The organism is Chryseobacterium sp. T16E-39 (assembly GCF_002216065.1).
Lineage (GTDB): Bacteria > Bacteroidota > Bacteroidia > Flavobacteriales > Weeksellaceae > Chryseobacterium.
Genome location: NZ_CP022282.1, coordinates 4,743,810 through 4,763,474 on the forward strand (window position 1 = coordinate 4,743,810; position 19,665 = coordinate 4,763,474).

Below are 19,665 nucleotides of genomic sequence, written 5' to 3' on the forward strand. Positions count from 1 at the left end.
TACACAGAGATTCTTTCATTTCGCTTCGCTTCATTCGGAATGACAAAGTTGGTAAATTACAATTGCTTACAAACAAACAATCCAATTAATGAATAAAACGGCTTTTTTTGCTTTTCTTCTCGTTCAAAATTTTCTGAGTGCTCAGTTTTCAGAGCGAAGTCTGACCTCTGAAAAATGGGAATTTAAAAATTCAAAAGAACAAAAATGGCTCGGTGCCTCGGTACCAGGAATGGTGCATTTGGATTTAATGAATAATGCATTGATCCCTGATCCTTTTAAAGATGAAAATGAAAAGAAAGTTCAGTGGGTAGAAAATGAAGATTGGGAGTATCAAACCCATTTTAAAATATCATCTAAAGAACTGGAAAATCAAAACATAAATCTTGTATTTGATGGGTTGGACACATTTTCTGAAATCTACCTCAATGGAAAACTCCTGAAAAAAACAGATAATATGTTTAGAAAATGGGAGATTCCTGTTAAGCAAGACTTAAAGTCGGGGGACAACCTCCTGCAGATTAAATTCAGATCGGCAGTGAATACTGGAAAGGAGCTGGCAAAGAAAGTTCCTTTTACAATGCCAGAAAGCCCCAGAAGTTTTGTTAGAAAAGCTCAGTATCAGTTTGGGTGGGATTGGGGCCCCAGATTAGTAACAGCAGGAATATGGAAAGGGGTAAAATTAAATTTCTGGAATGATGCTCAACTTGAAAACCTAAAGATCGAACAAAAGACACTGACGAAAAAAAATGCCGATCTACGTATTCACCTTACGGTTGTTACTGACAAAGAAGGGAAGTATGATATTTCCATTAATGATAAAAAAAGTCAATTCCAATTAAAGAAAGGAAGTAACCGTATTGATATCCCGTTTGTCATAAAAGATCCAAAATTATGGCAACCTAATGGATGGGGAGATCCTCACCTATATAGCATCAATGTTTCCTTACAAAAAGATTCAAAAACTATTTCCAGTGAAAACTTAAGGATTGGATTGAAAACTGTAGAATTGGTGCAGGAAAAAGATGAAAAAGGGAAATCTTTCTATTTTAAAGTCAATGGGCATCCATTATACATAAAAGGGACGAACTGGATTCCTGCAGATAGCTTTTCTCCAAGAATTACGAAGGAAAAATATCAAAAACTGATCAGAGATGCCAAAGAATCGAATATGAATATGATTCGTGTTTGGGGTGGTGGGATTTATGAAGATGATGAATTTTATAAAGCGTGTGATGAAAATGGAATTTTAGTATGGCAGGATTTTATGTTTGCCGGAAGCTTTTATCCGGCTGATGATGCTTTTTTGAATAATATAAAAGAAGAAGTAAAGGATCAGGTCAACCGGTTACAAAATCACCCATCAATTGCTTTATGGTGCGGAAACAATGAAGTAGATGAGGCAATTGTTAACTGGGGATATCAGAAACAATTGAAATATTCTAAAGAAGACTCCTTACAGGTATGGAAAGATTATAAGAAGGTTTTTCATGACTTAATTCCAAATACTTTAAAAGAAAATCTGGTGGCTGACAAAAATATCTATTGGCCAAGTTCACCATCTATTGGTTGGGGACATAAAGAAAGTCTGACAGAGGGCGATTCTCATTATTGGGGCGTTTGGTGGGGAGAGCAGCCTTTTGAAATGTATAATGAAAAGGTCGGTCGTTTTATGTCTGAATATGGATTTCAGGGAATGCCAGGCTTGGAAACCACTAAAGCAATGTTTTCCGGAGTTCCTGATCTCAGTTTGAATAACGCCACCATAAAGGCGCATGAAAAGCATGCACGGGGTTGGGAGATCATCAACAAATATATGGAGCGCGATTATCCAGTTCCATCCGATTTTGTAAAATATAATTATGTCTCTCAATTACTACAGGCTCGAGGAATGCAGATTGCTATTGAGGCGCATCGCCGGGCAAAACCTTATAATATGGGGACTTTGTACTGGCAATTGAATGATTGCTGGCCTGTAATTTCGTGGTCTTCTATTGATTATTCAGGAAACTGGAAAGCCTTGCATTATCAGGTTAAAAGAAGCTTTGAACAACAGGCTATTCTGGTTGAAGAGAAAGAGGGAATTCTAAATCTTTATGCGATTAATGATCTTTCAAAAACATTTCAAAACGTTGAAGCGACGATAGAAGTTGTTAAATTCAACGGAGAAATTCTTAACCAAATAGGTTTAGGGAAAAAGAATTTGGGAGATATTGTAAAATTTGATCCAAAAGAAACTAAAAGTATAGTTGGTAGGTTCCCTAAAGATGAGATCTTTTTAAGGATCAGGTTAAAAGATGAAAATGGGAAAGAAATTGCACATAATATTCATTTTTTTGAAAAGCCTAAGAATTTAAAACTAACAAAACCAACTGTAAAAATCAAGATGATCTCTTCTAAAGAGATTGAAGTTTCTACTGATGTTTTAGCAAAAGATGTATACTTAATAGGAGATACTCATTTTAGCGATAATTTCTTTGATCTTCTTCCTAACCGTTCAAAACGGATTATAGTATCAAAACCTTTAGAAAAAGTTGAGGTAATGAGTTTGTGGGACGCGATTAATGATTAAGTCTAAAATCTGAGTGATCTGCAAAATCAGTGAAATATTATTGAGCTGAAAAAAATAGTCGTCGCATACTTTATTGTTTAAAAAATCTATTTTTTATATCTCTACCTAAGAAATCAGTCTTAAATTTGCAGCATAGTCCGACACAATTATGGTGAATTTTGTTTTGATAGCAGTATGTATTTTGGCTGGAATGATTTTCAAAGCAACAAAATCTATTCATCCCGACGCCCATAAAGGGATCAATACCTGGATCCTCTATCTTGCTTTGCCAGCGGTTTCTTTTAAGTATTTACCTAAAGTTCACTGGACAGTAGAAATGCTTTTCCCTATTGTTGCTACATTTCTTATTGCTGTATTCAGCTTTGTTTTTATGATGCTTTACAGCAGGAAAAAAGGCTATTCGAGACGTTCACAAAGTACGATGGAACTCATCAGTGGCTACAGTAATACTTCCTTTATAGGGTTCCCTTTAATCAGTGCTTTTTATGGGGAGAGCCTTTTAAGTATTGCGATCATTTGTGATCAGACCATGTTTTTCAGTCTTTCAACTCTGGGAATTATTGCAGCAGTGAAAGGAGGGAGCAGATCAGGGAAGGTAAGTCCTCAGTTTATCTTAAAGAGACTGATCACTTTTCCTCCATTAGTGGCATGTATCAGTGCGCTGGTGCTTTCTCAGTTTATTGATTTTACGATTGCAGAACCTCTTTTTGACAAATTAGCTGCTACGGTAAGTCCTTTAGCTTTATTTTCTGTAGGATTGCAGCTGAAATTTAATGGTTGGAAAAAATTAATTCCTCAAATGTCGATCTCAATGTTGTATAAATTAATTTTAGCTCCGGCAATTGTTTTAGGACTCGCATTATTATTAGGAATAAAAGGAAATATCGCTAAAATTACCATATTTGAGGCAGCCATGCCTACGGTAGTTACTTCCAGTATTATCGTCGAACAGTTTAGACTGAACACCAAACTGACGAATTTAACCATTGGATTCAGCATAATAGTAGGATTTGCAACAACAGCTATCTGGTATCACTTACTTGATTTTATTTTTTAAACTCATCTCCAAGTTTAAAATCGTAAAGAAAAATTGAATCAATAGTATCTCGCCATTCTTCTACAGAATTGGCATTGCTCGGAACGGGCATTATTGAAGTTGAAGTATACAATGAACTTCCCTTTAATCTTATTTTAGCTTTAAAGGTCATCAGCTTAGCAGTCTTCTGTACAGTTATTAAAGCAAAAAGAGAATGGTCCATCATTTTTGCTTCAGAAAAAGAAAACTCAATGCTATTATCCGTTGTATTATCTTTTTTAAAGGTTTTAAGCGTTGACATCAAGTCGATCTTGTCTGTGATATTTTCTTCTTTAACAATCTCGAGGTTAACTATTTTATCGCCTTCTAACAATGGCTTAAGAATTATCTTCTTTCCAATGGGAATTGTTATTTCTCCTTTGTTTATTAATGTTTTTTCCTGAGCCTGAATACCTATTATTAAAAATAATAACAATAAAGAAATAGTTTTTTTCATGATTGATTTTTCTTAGAGATAAGTTTTAATAAAGAAAACAATAGTAATTAGAAAGTTAAAAATGACAATACCCATTCTTAGTTTTACGGGATTTAGCTTCTTGGTAAAATGTGCTCCAAAATAGCCTCCCAGAATAGTTGCAACCATCATTGTACAGGTTTCCGGCCAGTATACTTTTCCGGCCCAGATAAATAGAATAACTGCTGCAGCATTAGCAATTCCTGTAAAAAGAGTTTTATTGGCATTGATTACTTTAATATCTGATAAACCGAATAGCGCCCAAACAGCCATCATCATAATTCCTACTGCCCCTCCAAAATAACCGCCATAGACTCCTAAAAGAAATTGAGCTCCCAATACTAATCCTGAGCCAATACGCATTTTTTTTCTCAGCCAGTTGCCCGCTTGTTTTCCAAAAGCAAAAGCTAATGAACCCAATAAAAGTAACCATGGGACAACAAGTTTAAAGCCAGCCGAAGGGGTATATAACAATAATAATCCTCCTGCACATCCACCTAAAAGGGTAAGAATGATCATTGCTGTTATGGAAATCTTTGGAAAGGGTTTAATAAATTCCCTGAATTTCCACGCACTGGCTAAGCTTCCCGGAAATAAGGCCACAGTACTTGAAGCATTCGCCTGAATAGGAGGTACTCCGGCATAGATGAGTGCAGGGAAAGTAATGAACGATCCACCGCCGGCTGCAGCATTAATTGCTCCAGCCATAAGTCCAATAAAAAATAGAAGGATATAATTTTCCATGAACAAAAAGTGATGAACAAATATAAGGTACAAAACAGGTAATGGCTTATAAAAAATTGCAATTCTGTCAGGAATGAATTAATTTTACAGTTTAATCATCTCTTTTGCGATACGTCCAGATTGTTTTACCATTAAATTTAAAAGGGTCTTTCACTTATAAAGTGCCCGAAGAGCTCATATCTGTTATACAAACCGGAATGAGGGTTTTAGTACCATTTCGTGGAAAAAAGATTTACACAGGGATTGTTTTTGAAATTCATGACATAGAGCCCGAGAGTTTTGTACCCAGGGAGGTGATCAGTATTTTAGATGAATCTCCAATTTTACCTCAAGAACAAATCAATTTCTGGAACTGGCTTTCGGGATATTATTTGTGCAATTTAGGAGAAATCTACCGTTTTGCATTTCCATCTTCTCTGAAACTGGAGAGTGAGACTTATCTGAAATTAAAACCCAATGTAACAGTTGATTTTGAAAATCTTGATGTCAATGAAATGTATCTCATCCAGGCGCTTGAGGTTAGACAGCTGATTAATCTTACAGATCTCGAAGCTTTTATTCCTAAAAAGGATATTATCAAGACCATTAATTCGCTTATTGATCTTCAATATATTGAAATTGATGAAAAAATAGGAGAAAAATATAAGGCCAAAGAAGTTGCTTATGTAAAGATCAACGAAAACCTTCTGAATAATGAAAGCCTTACAGCAATTTTAGGAAATTTAAACAAAGCCCCTAAACAAAAGGATCTGTTTCTTCTTATTTTATCTAATCAGACAGAGAATCCTGATACTTATATCAAAAAATCAGATCTTTTTGAAGATGGAATATTTGGACATTCACATCTTAAACCTTTAGTGGATAAGAATTTTGTTGAAGAATATTATCTTCAAAAAGACAGACTGGAAAGCTATGAAGGAGAGATTGAAGAGATCGAAGAGCTTTCGGAATCCCAGAAAAAAGCAAAAGAAGATATTGATGAAGCTTTTGAGGAAAAGAGAAATGTGTTGCTTCATGGGGTAACTTCCTCAGGAAAGACCCATATTTATTTAGAAAAAATCGAAGAATGCGTGAATCAGGGGAAAAATGTCTTGTTTTTACTCCCTGAGATCTCTCTGACAAAACAAATTACACAAAGGCTCGAAAAGAAATACGGCCGGAAATTAGGCTTTTATCATCAAAAACTGACCGACTTTGAAAAGGTCGAGGTTTGGAGAAGAATTAAAAGCAATGACATTCAGATCCTTATCGGAACAAGAAATGCCTTGTTTCTGCCCTATCAGAATGTAGGATTGGTCATTGTGGACGAGGAACATGATTCTGCTTACAAAGCGAGAGAGGTGTCACCTTATTTTAATGCAAAAGATTCCGCATTGGTATTTGGAAACTTCTATGATGCGCGAGTGATATTAGGCTCTGCCACACCTTCTGTAGAAAGTTATTACCTGGCCAGGAAGGAAAAAATGAAATATATTTTTCTTAATGAAAGGTTTGGAAATGTACAGTTACCGGAATTTGAGCTGATCAATTTTAAAGAAGCTCAGGACTCTAAAAAAGTTTCCGGAAACTTTTCGTTACAATTGATTGAGGAAATAAAAAAAGTACTGGAAGAAAGAAATCAGGCTATTATCCTCCATAACCGACGTGGCTATGCCAACGTTCTGGAATGTGAATCCTGTGGCTACGTGAATTACTGTTCCAATTGTGATGTTGTCATGACGTATCATAAAGCGGCTAATGAAATGAAATGCCATTATTGTGGCCAGCGCGCTTCAAAACCTAAAGCCTGTCCAAAATGCCATTCTGAAAACTTAAATGAAAGAGGAGTAGGCGTTGAGCAGATTCATGAGGAAGTTTCCCGGTTATTTCCGGATAATGAAGTAGATCGGATGGATGTAGATTCCATGCGAAAGAAGTTTGCTTATGAAAAACTATACGAAAAGATTGAAGACCGGGAGACAGATATTGTTGTCGGGACACAGATGATTTCCAAAGGATTGGATTTCGACCATATTGAACTGGTGGCTATCCCAAAAGCTGATTCCTTATTATATGTTCAGGATTTCAGAGCAGAAGAAAGAGCATTTCAGCTGATCACTCAGGTGGCAGGACGGGCCGGGAGGGTTTCTGGAAAAGGTAAAATTTATATTCAGACCTTTAATCCGGAGCATTCTGTTTTTCAGCTGATCAAAATGAATAAGATTTCTAAGATCTATTATTATTTCCTGGAAGAACGCAAAAAGTTTCATTATCCCCCTTTTACCAAGCTTATTATGATTGAGCTAAAACATCGGAGAGAAGATAAGGTAAACCGGGCTTCCCAGTTTTTGGGTTCTGTATTAAGAAAATACCTTCCAGAAGACTGTGTTTTAGGACCTGAAAAATCTCAGATTGCAAGAATCAATAACCTCTATCAATTTCAAATTTTACTTAAACTTCCACGTGGAAAAAACTATGAAAAGTTTAAAAGCCAGGTTTTGCTAAGTTTGAAAGATTTTGATGAAATTACTGCTTACCAGAGCATCAAAAAAGACGTTTTCGTGGATTTTTAACAATTTTTAACAAACTTTATAGCCTTTTATTAGACTATAATGATCTGATTTCTAACAATATTTTCTACTTTTGGTCGTTGATTAATTGTTTGGCGCTTTTATTGGATGATTATTATGAATCGTTTTTTATGGTGTCCAGGCATAGAAACAAAACTAAGATAGATGGTAAATTTCAGAAAATATATTTCAGGTGTAGCGGTGTTGGCTTCTGGGTTTTTCCTTGCTCAATCTACCGTTTCTACTGTTCTTTATTCTCAGGCTTACGACAATCAAAAAACAAATTTAAACCTACCTTCTCCCGTGACTTCGGTTGTGGAGAGAACAATTTTGTCAGCTAAAGAACTTGTAGATATTAATGTAAACACAATGGTGTCAGATCCCGTACTCAAAAATGCTGAGTGGGGATTTGTAGTGTATGACCCTAAAACAAAGAAAGTAATTTCTTCGTACAATGAAAATACTCCTTTAGTTCCGGCTTCCACAACGAAACTGTTAACAACCGAAACAGCATTGAATCTGTTAGGTGAAAACTATCGTTGGATGACGCAGTTGGAATATTCAGGAAGTATAGATGAAAATGGAGTTTTAAATGGTAATCTTTATGTGGTGGGAAGTGGAGATCCATCCCTTGGAACTAACAAAGGTGGAGCTTTATCCTATAGAGAAATCGTTTCAGATTTCATAAGTGGGATCTCTCATGAAGGAATTAAAAGAGTAAATGGTGATATTATTATTCAGACCGCTCTTTTTAAAGGAAATATTTCAAGACTTCCGGAAAATGTAGTCTGGCTGGAGAATAATAATTACTATCTGCCTGTAGGAACTACCCGTGAGATCAGCCCGGCAAACGAAAAACTGATTGTAAAAAAAGCAGGTAATTTTTCAACTGAGAAAAAATACTTTTATGTTTCGCCTTATGCCAATCAAATGGTATATGCGGATAAATATGAAGGAGATGGTATCTTGACGACCAAATTACCGGATGCTCCGGCTTATCTTGCCAATACTTTAAGAGCAAGTATGGTTAAAAGCGGAATCGCTGTCAGCGGAAAAGTAAGTCCTAAGATGACCGATCCAATGCCTGAATCCAGAAAGCTGATTTCGGCTTATAAGTCACCAACGTTAGGGGATATTATCTTTTATACGAACCAGCATAGTGATAATTCTTTAGCTGAAGCTTTATTAAAAACAGTAGGTTTTCAGAAATTGGGAGATCAGACTTCAGAATCTGGAAGAATAGTTGTAACCACCCACTTAAAAGAACATGCTTTTGATATCAATGGCTTAAGCTATATCGATGGAAGCGGGCTTTCAAGAAGCAATACCGTAACTCCAATTTCACAGGCGAAGTTTTTAACTTCATTAATGGATGAGAAATATTATAAAACATATTTAACATCACTTCCTGTAGGTGGTCAGTCAGGAACTTTGAAGAGAATGTTCATCGGAACCGGAAACGGACAAATTTTTGCTAAAACGGGAACTTTAAATAAAGTAAAGACATTAGCAGGATATATGAAAACGAATTCCGGGAAAACACTGGTATTCTCTTTAATGGTAAATAACTATGCAGGATCAGTAGATATGGTGAAGAAAAGAATGGAAAAACTTCTGGAACCGGCTTTAGATCTTTAAAATATTTAATTTAATATCATAAGAACCTTTTAATCAATGATTAGAAGGTTTTTTTTATCTTTGATCCATTATAAAATTAAAAATGAAAAAACTTTATCTGATCGTTTTGTGCATTATTTCAATTGGATCATTGCATAGTCAGGATCAAAATATTGAAATGAAAGGATTAATCGCAAAGGAAATGAAGTCTTATGCTCAAAAGATGACAGCCCCAAATGTTAATCCCAATACATTAAATTATGATTTGCAGTATCAGCGAATGGATGTTAGCCTGGATCCTGCAGTCTATAATATTTCCGGTTCTGTCACTTCACATTTTAAACCTAATCAGGCGATGGGTAGTATCTACTTTGATCTTGCCAATTCTTTAACGGTTTCTGCAGTAAAATATCATGGGGCAAATCTTGTTTTCCAACAATTGCCTACGAAAGAAGTCAAAATTGATTTTCCGGCGTCTCTTCCAGCCAATGTGCTCGATTCATTAACGATACAATATGCAGGTCCACCCGCAACAAATAATAATGCGTTTGCAACGGGATCACAAAATGGAAACCTTATTCTTTCTACTCTAAGTGAGCCCTATGGAGCACAGGATTGGTTTCCAACCAAGCAAAGCCTGAATGATAAAATTGATCGTTTTGATTTTAAAATTACAACACCCAACCAATACAGTGTTGCAGCTAATGGAAAACTGATGTCTGAGACAACGCTTCCCAATAGTAAAAAGCTGACCTTCTGGAGAACGATGTATCCCACAAGTGCATACTTAATAGCTCTTGCTATCACCAATTTTGTTAAACTGAATGATACCATGGGAAATCCACCTTTTCCTTTTGTAAATTATGTTTATCCCACTACACAAAGTAATACTGCTGTAATGTCTAATATTGAATGGACAAAGCAGATCATGAATACTTTTGAAACCTACTTTGGTCCTTATCCTTTCCGCAATGAAAAATATGGGCACATGGAGTTTCAATACGGTGGAGTTTGTATGGAACATCAGACGATGTCTTCTATGAGTTCATGGGGGAGATCAGTTATAGCTCATGAACTTGCTCACCAATGGTTTGGAGATAAGGTAACCTGTGGATCATGGAATGATATCTGGTTAAATGAAGGGTTTGCAACGTTTGGAGAACATCTTGCAAATGAAAAGTTGCTAATGACTCAAAGCGATTTTATGGATTATCTGGAAAGCCAAAAAGATTATATTACAAGTTCTCCGGGAGGAAGCATCTATGTAGATGATGCTGATTTAGGAAATCAAAACGCCATTTTTAGTGGTAGATTATCTTATGCTAAAGGAGGGTATGTCGTTAGAATGCTTAAATGGATTTTAGGAGATACCGCTTTTTATCAGGCAATTAAAGAGTATCACTCAAGACCTAATTTAGCCTATAATTATGCAAAAACAGCTGACCTGAATGCTTCTCTGCTACAGTCCACCGGTAAAAACTTTACAGAATTCTTTAATGACTGGATCTATGGAGAGGGATATCCTACTTATGATATCAGATGGAAAGAGTCTTCAAATCAAACAATTACGATAAAAGTAGCTCAGGCTCAAAGCAATTCTTCGGTAAGCTTCTATGAAATGCCACTTCCAATAAAAGTAAATGGAACTGCAGGTCAGGTTGCCTATTTAAAGTTGAATAATACATCCAATAATCAATATTTTGTGGAGTCTGTGCCATTTCCAATTGCCAGTGTACAGTTTAATTACGAATTTCAGATTTTAGAGAAAAACTCTACAGTAACCAAGGATTTGACTTTAGGCGTTGAGGACTTGACAAAAGATCAATTTTCACTATATCCCAATCCGGCTAAAAATGAATTATATCTAAAAGGTATTGAAAGATCAACGGATTTCGTCATTTATGCAATTGATGGAAAATTGGTAAAGGCCGGGAAATACCAACCTAATAAATCTATTAGTATTTCCGAGTTGGTTCCTGGAGTCTATGTATTCAAAATAAACGATAGGAATATTAAGTTTGTGAAAGAGTAGGTTTCTCCTTCGAAATAGTACAAATTGGTAACACCCTCAATATAATGTTGATGGGTGTTATTTTTTTAGAGACAGTGTAGAGAGAAAGATTAATAATATCGATTTAAATATAATTTTATCACGACGAGTTTTGTCGTATTAGTGGGGTATCTTTGTGAAAATGAAAAAGATAAAATTATTTTTTTTTAATAAGTCTTTTGGGCGTGAGGTAAAAAGATTATTTTTGCGAAGTTTTAAAACGTTATTCAATTTATTAAACACAGACAGATGAAAAAACTTTACTTAAGTGCATTTTCGGTGTGCACAATTCTGAGCATTTCCGCTCAGCAAGTGATGTGGCAGAAAGATATTAAATCCAATACTCAGGATTTTCTAAGCCAGGTTACGACGACCATTGATCAGCAGTATTTAATTACGGGAAGTGCTATACAAGCTGGAAGCCAGAAGAAGGAAGCTGGAAGTAATGCCAAGCAAAATAATGGTTATGATTTTCATTTGGTGAAATTGAATCAGCAAGGAAATCAGGTTTGGGAAAAATATTTTGCAGGAAATAACCACGACTATCTATCGGCAACGGTGACCACTCAGGAAGGTGGATTTTTGATTTCGGGAACTTCTTTCTCTGGAAAATCTTTAGACAAAAAGGAAGATTCTAAAGGAGGATCAGATATATGGCTCATCAGGATCAATGAATTTGGAGATGAACTGTGGCAAAAAACATTAGGAACTTCTGCTGACGAAGAAGCTAAAGCCGTAATTCAAACTACAGATTTAGGATTTTTTGTAGCCGGATCTTTCGGCTCTGCGCAGGATTCCAAAATGAAAGGATATGGTTCAAAAGATGTTTTGATCGTCAAATTGGATAAAAACGGAAAAGAAATTTCACAATTGGCTTTAGGAGGAAGGGGATTAGACGAGGTTGAAAAAATGATTCCAACGAAGGACGGGGGAGCATTATTAGGAATTTATTCGAGAAGTTCCGAGTTTCGGGTTTCGGGTTCCGAAGGTCAAAGCTCAACTCCAGAAACTTCGAACCGCGTATCTCGCTATTCAAAAACCACTAATAATGAAGGTGAAGGCGACTACTGGATCGTAAAACTTAATAAGGATGGGAAAGTAGAATGGGAAAAGAATTTTGGGGGTAAAGGTGATGATCACTTGAGAACACTGGCTTTGACATCAACTGGCTATATTGTTGGAGGAGAATCCAGATCAGATAAATCAGGAAATAAAACCGTTGGAATTGAAGAAGGAACTGATTTGTGGCTAATCTCCTTGAATGAAAGAGGTGATGAACAATGGCAAAAATCCTACAATTTCAAAAACAGAGATGTTTTGATGGGAATGAGTGTTATTGCTTCTAGTGACGATAAAACTTCTAAAGGAATATTATTAGGAGGATACACTCAAGCTGAAGGAAGGATAGAAACCGATGATGAAACTTTTTGGATGCTGTATCTGAATCAGGACGGGCAGGAACAGTGGAGAAAATATGTGAGTGGAGACTCGAGACGAAGAGAAGAGAGACTTTCTGATATTAAACTCAACAGAGATGGATCGATCATTTTAGCGGGAACCAGTGCAGAGGAACTAGGAAAGGAAAACTGGAAGATCATCAAATTAGGGGATAAACAATTGGATCAGTTGATCGAGAAACATGATATCAAGATCTATCCGAACCCGGTATCTGATTACGCTTATGTCGAAATAGGATTTGACTTTAAAGACGCAGATATTACCCTTTACGATATGGGAGGAAGACAACTTCAAAATATAAAAACCAAGAATAAGGTTACCAAGATCAATACTCAACCTCTGATCCAGGGAGCTTATCTCGTATCCATAAAAACGGATACTAATAAAACAGCTAACGCTAAACTGATAAAGAAATAAGAATATGAAGAGATATTTGTTGAGGAAAGGAATAATCAATAAGATTATATTATTAAAAAGTATAGCTTTCGTTTCAGTTTCCGGAGCTATTTATGGTCAACAATCTACCGGTAGTGCTAAACCAGACAAAATAACTCCGGCTACACCAGAGACCTATAGCATTTTTAAGGCTGGGGATTTTCCAGTAGATTACCGCACGGGAAAACTCAATATATCTATCCCGATCTACACTATTAATACCAGATATGGTTTATCGATTCCTATTAATCTAACTTATAATACCGGAGGGATAAAAGTAGATGAAACCTCAAGTACGGTCGGATTAGGTTGGTCCCTGGCTGTTCCGAATAGTATTTCTGTAGAACAACATGGAAAAAGTGATTTAAATAATATTGCTAAATGGTTTCCCACTAACCCATTTGATTATGTTTACACAGGTGTTAATTTAGAATCCCTTCCAGTAGATATCCGTACAAAATTATATGCACTGGCTGATGGTTTGCAAGATATGCAGCCTGATATATTTCATTATAATTTACCTACTATTTCAGGTTCTTTTGTGATGGATTCTAATGGGAATTTTCACACCATTCCTTATGAAAATATAAAAATCTCTTATTCTGATGCCAATTCATTTGAAATAACTGATCCCAAAGGGATTGTATATACATTTGGAAGGGGAAATAGAATCTCCTCAATGGCAGGATTATCATCGGACTCCTCGCTCTCTTCTTTTTTTCTGTCCAAAATCAAACTTCCTACCAATGAAGAGATCTCCTTCAAATATGAAAAGCAGATGTTGTATCAAACAACAACATATAGTTATCAGGACGTATATGCTCAGGCAGATGATAACGTAGAATGTAGAGGAGCAGTAGAAGATACCAGTGATGCAACAACCAATAGATATACAGATAGGTTGCTCACTGAAATAAAATATGAGAATGAAACGGTTACATTTACCTATAAAAATACAATTGATGGAACTCTTGGAAGAAAAGATATCAATGCAGACAGCGTAGAGAATTCTTTTGCGTTGGATCAGATAATCATTAATAATTCAGCTGGGAATACAATTGGGAACTTCAAATTGAACCAAACCTATTTTGGTTCCGGAAACGGCCCAAACTATAAAAACTTCAGATTAAAACTCACAAGGGTAGATAATCTTTTGGAGAATAATAGATATTCTTTTGACTACAATGAAGCATACCAGCCAGCTCTTGAAAGTTTTGGGCAGGATATTTGGGGGTATTATAACGGGAAAATTGAAAATAGAGGACTTATCCCCAATATGCGCTATTTTAATATTAATTATACCAAAGGCGGGGATAGGAATGTATATCCTCAATATTCCCAGGCGTTCATGCTAAAAAAAGTAACCTATCCTACAGGAGGAACTTCAGCATTTGAATTTGAAAATAATACGGTCTGGGATCAGCTGCTCATTCCACAGAAACAGGAAATCACATATGGTGTGATTAACAACTATTATGATAATAGTCAAAATGAGAATGATCTTATAACAAAGACAACTCCTTCCAGTGAATATTTTTATATTAATCAGGGGACTCAAGGAGAAGAACTCTGGGTAGAATTTATGAATTCCTGTTCCAATCAGATTCCTAACCAGCTTCCAGAAAACGGAAGCAGTAGTGGAACAGCATATCTGGAAGAATTTGTAAATAATCATTGGATAATTTTGGCTCAATTTGATGGACCTGATACAACAGGAGTGCTTTCGGACAATAAATTCTTTCTGAATCCTAGTGCTCCTAAACGAATAAGAACAGTAAGAAAGGGGAACTGTTCTGTTTATCTCAAGATTTATAAAACAACATATAGTAAAAGCAATGGACAAAATAATCCGGTTGGTGGTTTGAGGATAAAATCAATTACAGATTCTGATGGGACAACATCGTATACAAAACGTCAATTTGAATATAATAATCCCAATTTTTCAGGAAATAGGTCTTCTGCTTTTTTTGCCTCCCCGTTAGAATTTTTAAAAAGTATATACAAAGTATTCAGGAATACAGGAGCTACTTATGATGTTTTTTGTAACCCATATGCTTTAAGTGCAGATCAGGCGAGCAATTCTAGTTTGATGGGAAAGGATGTAGTAAACTATGAATATGTTACAGAGCATACTCTGGGAAAAGGAAGAAAAGTATTTAAATATAACGTGATTGATAATGCAATGGATATATCTATTGTTGGAGGGAATGGATTTAATCCTTATCAGTTCAATAATAAGAATCTTTTGAGCGAAACAAGCTATCTTCTCAATGGTACTACACCGGTAAAAGAAATTATATACAAGTATACGCCAACTTATTTTAAGAATACCTTATCGAGTAATTATTCTTCAGGAAATGCGGGCCAAATTATTCCTTCTACGGTAATGGGAATATATAAAACAGCAGCAGGTAGTTTGCAAAATGCGGTGTATACAACAAGAATATTATCTCATTATCCTATTCAAGCGGGAAAATTCTTGTTGAATGAAGTTATGACAAATGATTATACTAATGGAAATATGATTTCTACAAAAGTGGCTAATGCTTATTCTATTGATGATATTAACAAGCCTATTAATCTGAAAACTACTTCTGTATTATCTCCTGATAATTCAGTTTCGGAGACGACATATCAATATGCTCATGAAAAAGGCAATCAAAAACTTATCAATGCCAATATGATTGGCATTCCATTAGAAACAAGTGTGGTAGAGAAACCAAATGCTACTGTTGCTGGAAAGACAACTGCAAGATCTGAAACAAAGTATGACGACCCAGCTCATTTGTTTCCTACTTCCATATTATCATATAATGTGCTAAATAGCGAATCCTCTACAGAAGTTACCTACAATAAATATGATACTAAAGGAAATATCCAGCAGTACACGACCAAAGATGGCATTCCAACAGCTATTGTCTGGGGATATAATAATACCCAGCCCATTGCAAAAGTACAAGGTGTTTCTTATGACCAACTGGTTAATTTAGGAATTATTACTGCGATTGTAAATGCTTCTAATGCAGATGCCTCCAACCCGGCTAATGAGCCGGCACTCATTACCGCATTGGATACTTTCAGAAAAAACTCAGGTCTATCTGCTTATCAGGTGTCTACTTATACCTACGATCCTTTGATTGGGGTAACAAGCATTACCGCTCCTTCAGGAATTAGGGAAGTTTATATCTATGATACAGCCAACAGGCTTAAAGAAATCAGACAGGATTCTAAAACAGGTAGTCTGGTTAAAGAATTTAAATACAATTATAAATAATAAGCACAAATGAAGAAAGTTCTTACTTTTCTTTTTATCTATATTTTTTCTATTGGTTACAGTCAGTCAGGAATAGGAAATGATAATAGTTTCCAAAGTAAAAATATTTTTCCTGGTCCTTCTACAGCAGAGGCATATAGTTTCTCTAAAATAGGTAAGCTACCAATGGATCTTTTTAGAGGTAAGGCCAATATTTCTATCCCGTTTTACTCTATCAAAGTTGATGGTCTGGAGTTGCCAATATCTATATCATATAATACTGGAGGTATTAAACTTAATGAGGTAGCAAGCAGTGTTGGGTTGGGATGGACATTAAATATTCCTGGAACTATCAATAAAAGTATTATAGGAAAAGATGATAATGTTACTCCATTTTTCAATAAAGATATTAATACTTATGGGTCTTACAATGGGTATGTTTCCCATTTGATTAGTGATGCGCAAAGAAGGGTTAATTTGCAGGGTATTTATGAAGGAAATTATGATTTGAAACCAGATCTATATAGTTATAGCCTACCTGGTTTATCAGGAAGTTTTATCATGGATGGTAATAATATGGGGTTAACAATTCCATTTGAAAATGTTAAAATCGAACAGATTCCTTCACCATATATAACTCAGAGAAAATTTAGAGTAACGGACACTTCAGGAAATTTGTTTTGGCTATCTCCTAAGAATCTATCTTCCTCTAATGATCCAACTAATCCTATAGCAGGAGATGTTATCACTTCTGCATTATTTAGATTGGACAGTATTAGAACTGTATCTAACAAAACAGTAAAGTTTTTTTATGAAAAAAATTTCGGATATGTAGAGAAAAATATTGTAGAAAGGATCTATACCAAAACAGCAGTAGACTATGATCCTGGAAGAACTTATTTTAGCCAATTACCTCCGCCATATGAAAGATGGAATACTGAAACAGGAAATACGGAAAATCTTATTTCGAAAATTGAATTTCCTGAAGGAATAGTAGAATTTAAATATTCTAATGATGAAAATGGGACATTAGCTATTGAGAATGGAGTGCTTGTGAGGAAAGATCTTAATATAAACAATGGAGTGGCTTTAAGAAAGATCGTTGTAAAGGATAAATCTAATAAAATTATTTTAGATCAAAGACTTAACTACAATTATTTCAGTAGTAATAATTCTAACAAGACGTATGAGGATTATAGACTTAAACTTATCAATATTTATGATGCATTATCTCAATCTTATTATAGATTTAGCTATAATGAAGATTTTCCAATGCCCGCCCGTAATTCTCACAATGACGATTATTGGGGATATATTAATAATCTTGGAAATACTTCTTTAAATTCTAATCTTCCCATTAGAATTTATACAGACGTTCCAATTATAGAAAGTAGAATGCCTTCGGTTACCCGAAGAGATAGGGCCCCTAATCCTGCTTTTTCGCAGATCGGAATTCTAAAATCCATTGAATACCCTACAAAAGGCAAGAAGAATTTGTATTATGAGAATCCACTAACAGAACAGATCAATACCAGTTCATATTTGGTTTCAGAAGGTATTAATAAGGATATTTCAAGTCATGGTGTTGTTAATGATATTTCTACTTATAATGGAGGAGAAACTAAAACGTTTATTTTAAATGCTAGTGATATTCCTTCTTATGCCATCAATCCAGTATTTACTTATGGATTTGACAGCGGATGTCTGAGTGCTGAAAATCCTGGACCTGGATCTGGACTGCCAGAAAATCCAGATAATGGAAATTACACAGAATGTTTTGGAGATATAAAAATCACATCAGTTAATTCACCCAGCGATACCAGACATTTTAGCTCTAATGGTCAACCTTTTTCAGGAGATATAATGATAAATATTCCATTTCCTATAAAAGTGGAGATGGTATTAAGTAGAATGGGCTATTGTAATTGTGGTTTAAATGCCGGCCTAAGCTGGAAAAAAGAAATTACAGAAACAAGTACTACACCTAATTATCTATCAGGGTTAAGAATAAAAAAAATTGAAGATGTAGATCAGAATAATGTTTCAAATATCTTCGAATACAAATATGGGAAATTTGACATTGTTAAAAATAAGTTTGAGGAAATTTCTCTTCTGAAGCGGCCATTTAATTTTACAAGGATAGATAAAAAACCTTACCGTAAATTTGATAGCTCTGGAGAGGAATTACATCCTAGTAATGTACAGGATTTTTTTACTGTTTCAAATTCCGATCAGTCTTCAAATAGTTATGGCTCTTCAGATATCGTTACCTATCCTTATGTTATTGAAGAAAATGGACTTGGGAAGATATACTATGAGTTTTCAGATAAAGATTACAAGATTCAAAATATATTGTCATCAGATATCGGAAATTATAATGATTGGAAGTATGGCTTACCCCTAAACCAGAAATATGTGAATAAGAATGGACAAACAGTAAAAACCATTGAATATGAGTATCAATTTAATACCATAAAAAACGGACTTTCTGGCTTTAATACGAATGATCCATCTAAGATTGCATTTGCAGTAGACATGTTGGTTATGCCCTCTAAGATACAGTTGTCGCCGAGTCAGGGAGGAGAAGGAGATATTTTTATTGTAGAGAATAAGGTAAATTTTATAGAGTCAGCAAAAATTGAAAATACAAAAACCACTGAAAAGGATTTCTTATCAGGACAGGTAATTGAAAAAAATAGTATAAGTACATATTACGATACGGACATTAATAAACCTATCAATGTTAAGACTGTTTCCATAAAATCTCCGGATAATTCAGTTTCGGAGACGACATACCAATATGCTCATGAAAAAGGCAATCAAAAACTTATCAATGCCAATATGATTGGTATTCCTTTAGAAACAAGTGTTGTAGAGAAACCAAATGTTACTGTTGCTGGAAAGACAGTTTCAAGATCCGAAACAAAGTATGACGACCCAGCTCATTTGTTTCCTACTTCCATATTATCATATAATGTGCTAAATAGCGAATCCTCTACAGAAGTTACCTACAATAAATATGATACTAAAGGAAATATCCAGCAGTACACTACCAAAGATGGCATTCCAACAGCTATTGTCTGGGGATATAATAATACCCAGCCCATTGCAAAAGTAGAAGGTGTTTCGTATGACCAACTGGTTAATTTAGGAATTATTACTGCAATTGTAAATGCTTCTAATGCAGATGCCTCTAACCCGGCTAATGAGCCGGCACTCATTACCGCATTGGATACTTTCAGAAAAAACTCAGGTCTGTCTGCTTATCAGGTGTCTACTTATACCTACGATCCATTAATTGGAGTAACAAGCATTACCGCTCCTTCAGGAATTAGAGAAGTTTATATCTATGATACAGCCAACAGGCTCAAAGAAATAAGACAGGACTCCAAAACGGGTAATCTGATTAAAGAATTTAAATACAATTATAAAAATTAACA

General features: G+C 35.2%; 10 protein-coding genes. 8 read left to right on the forward strand and 2 right to left on the reverse strand.

Annotated elements, in window-relative coordinates:
- Positions 1–88 precede the first annotated feature (88 nt).
- Positions 89–2,569: a beta-mannosidase gene (locus tag CEY12_RS21555; protein WP_089029617.1), complete on the forward strand. Its 2,481-nt coding sequence runs from the start codon at positions 89–91 to the stop codon at positions 2,567–2,569.
- A 148-nt stretch (positions 2,570–2,717) separates the two neighbouring features.
- Positions 2,718–3,626, forward strand: coding sequence for an AEC family transporter (locus CEY12_RS21560; RefSeq protein WP_089029618.1), 909 nt, complete (start codon positions 2,718–2,720; stop codon positions 3,624–3,626).
- Here CEY12_RS21560 and CEY12_RS21565 read toward each other — a convergent pair.
- Together CEY12_RS21565 and CEY12_RS21570 are read right to left on the reverse strand one after the other, a co-directional pair.
- A complete protein-coding gene (locus tag CEY12_RS21565) occupies positions 3,616–4,101 on the reverse strand; it encodes a hypothetical protein (protein WP_089029619.1) in 486 nt (161 codons plus the stop codon). The genes CEY12_RS21560 and CEY12_RS21565 overlap by 11 nt on opposite strands.
- A gap of 12 nt (positions 4,102–4,113) precedes the next feature.
- Entirely contained in the window at positions 4,114–4,863 is a 750-nt protein-coding gene (locus CEY12_RS21570; RefSeq protein WP_089029620.1) for a sulfite exporter TauE/SafE family protein, read from the reverse strand.
- A 104-nt stretch (positions 4,864–4,967) separates the two neighbouring features.
- On the opposite strand from CEY12_RS21570, the gene priA reads away from it, so the two are divergent.
- From priA to CEY12_RS21600, 6 genes are all read left to right on the forward strand, one after another.
- Positions 4,968–7,415 carry a primosomal protein N' gene (gene priA, locus CEY12_RS21575; RefSeq protein ID WP_089029621.1) on the forward strand — a complete coding sequence of 816 codons (2,448 nt, stop codon included), beginning with the start codon at positions 4,968–4,970 and terminating at the stop codon, positions 7,413–7,415.
- A gap of 162 nt (positions 7,416–7,577) precedes the next feature.
- On the forward strand, positions 7,578–9,050 hold the full coding sequence (gene dacB / locus CEY12_RS21580) for a D-alanyl-D-alanine carboxypeptidase/D-alanyl-D-alanine-endopeptidase (RefSeq protein ID WP_089029622.1): 1,473 nt from the start codon (positions 7,578–7,580) through the stop codon (positions 9,048–9,050).
- An 82-nt stretch (positions 9,051–9,132) separates the two neighbouring features.
- Positions 9,133–11,061, forward strand: a complete 1,929-nt coding sequence (locus tag CEY12_RS21585) for a M1 family metallopeptidase (RefSeq protein WP_089029623.1) — start codon at positions 9,133–9,135, stop codon at positions 11,059–11,061.
- 267 nt (positions 11,062–11,328) lie between these two features.
- Positions 11,329–12,954, forward strand: coding sequence for a T9SS type A sorting domain-containing protein (locus tag CEY12_RS21590; protein ID WP_089029624.1), 1,626 nt, complete (start codon positions 11,329–11,331; stop codon positions 12,952–12,954).
- 4 nt (positions 12,955–12,958) lie between these two features.
- Positions 12,959–16,246 carry a hypothetical protein gene (locus CEY12_RS21595; protein ID WP_089029625.1) on the forward strand — a complete coding sequence of 1,096 codons (3,288 nt, stop codon included), beginning with the start codon at positions 12,959–12,961 and terminating at the stop codon, positions 16,244–16,246.
- Between the two features lie 9 nt (positions 16,247–16,255).
- Entirely contained in the window at positions 16,256–19,663 is a 3,408-nt protein-coding gene (locus CEY12_RS21600; RefSeq protein ID WP_089029626.1) for a hypothetical protein, read from the forward strand.
- Positions 19,664–19,665: the final 2 nt, after the last annotated feature.

What these genes read in the sequence shown, in the direction of transcription:
- CEY12_RS21555 (WP_089029617.1), top strand. Translation starts at nt 89, where the DNA reads ATGAATAAAACGGCTTTTTTTGCTTTTCTTCTCGTTCAAAATTTTCTG.
- CEY12_RS21560 (WP_089029618.1), top strand. Translation starts at nt 2,718, where the DNA reads ATGGTGAATTTTGTTTTGATAGCAGTATGTATTTTGGCTGGAATGATT.
- CEY12_RS21565 (WP_089029619.1), bottom strand. Translation starts at nt 4,101, where the DNA reads ATGAAAAAAACTATTTCTTTATTGTTATTATTTTTAATAATAGGTATT.
- CEY12_RS21570 (WP_089029620.1), bottom strand. Translation starts at nt 4,863, where the DNA reads ATGGAAAATTATATCCTTCTATTTTTTATTGGACTTATGGCTGGAGCA.
- dacB (WP_089029622.1), top strand. Translation starts at nt 7,578, where the DNA reads ATGGTAAATTTCAGAAAATATATTTCAGGTGTAGCGGTGTTGGCTTCT.
- CEY12_RS21585 (WP_089029623.1), top strand. Translation starts at nt 9,133, where the DNA reads ATGAAAAAACTTTATCTGATCGTTTTGTGCATTATTTCAATTGGATCA.
- CEY12_RS21590 (WP_089029624.1), top strand. Translation starts at nt 11,329, where the DNA reads ATGAAAAAACTTTACTTAAGTGCATTTTCGGTGTGCACAATTCTGAGC.
- CEY12_RS21595 (WP_089029625.1), top strand. Translation starts at nt 12,959, where the DNA reads ATGAAGAGATATTTGTTGAGGAAAGGAATAATCAATAAGATTATATTA.
- CEY12_RS21600 (WP_089029626.1), top strand. Translation starts at nt 16,256, where the DNA reads ATGAAGAAAGTTCTTACTTTTCTTTTTATCTATATTTTTTCTATTGGT.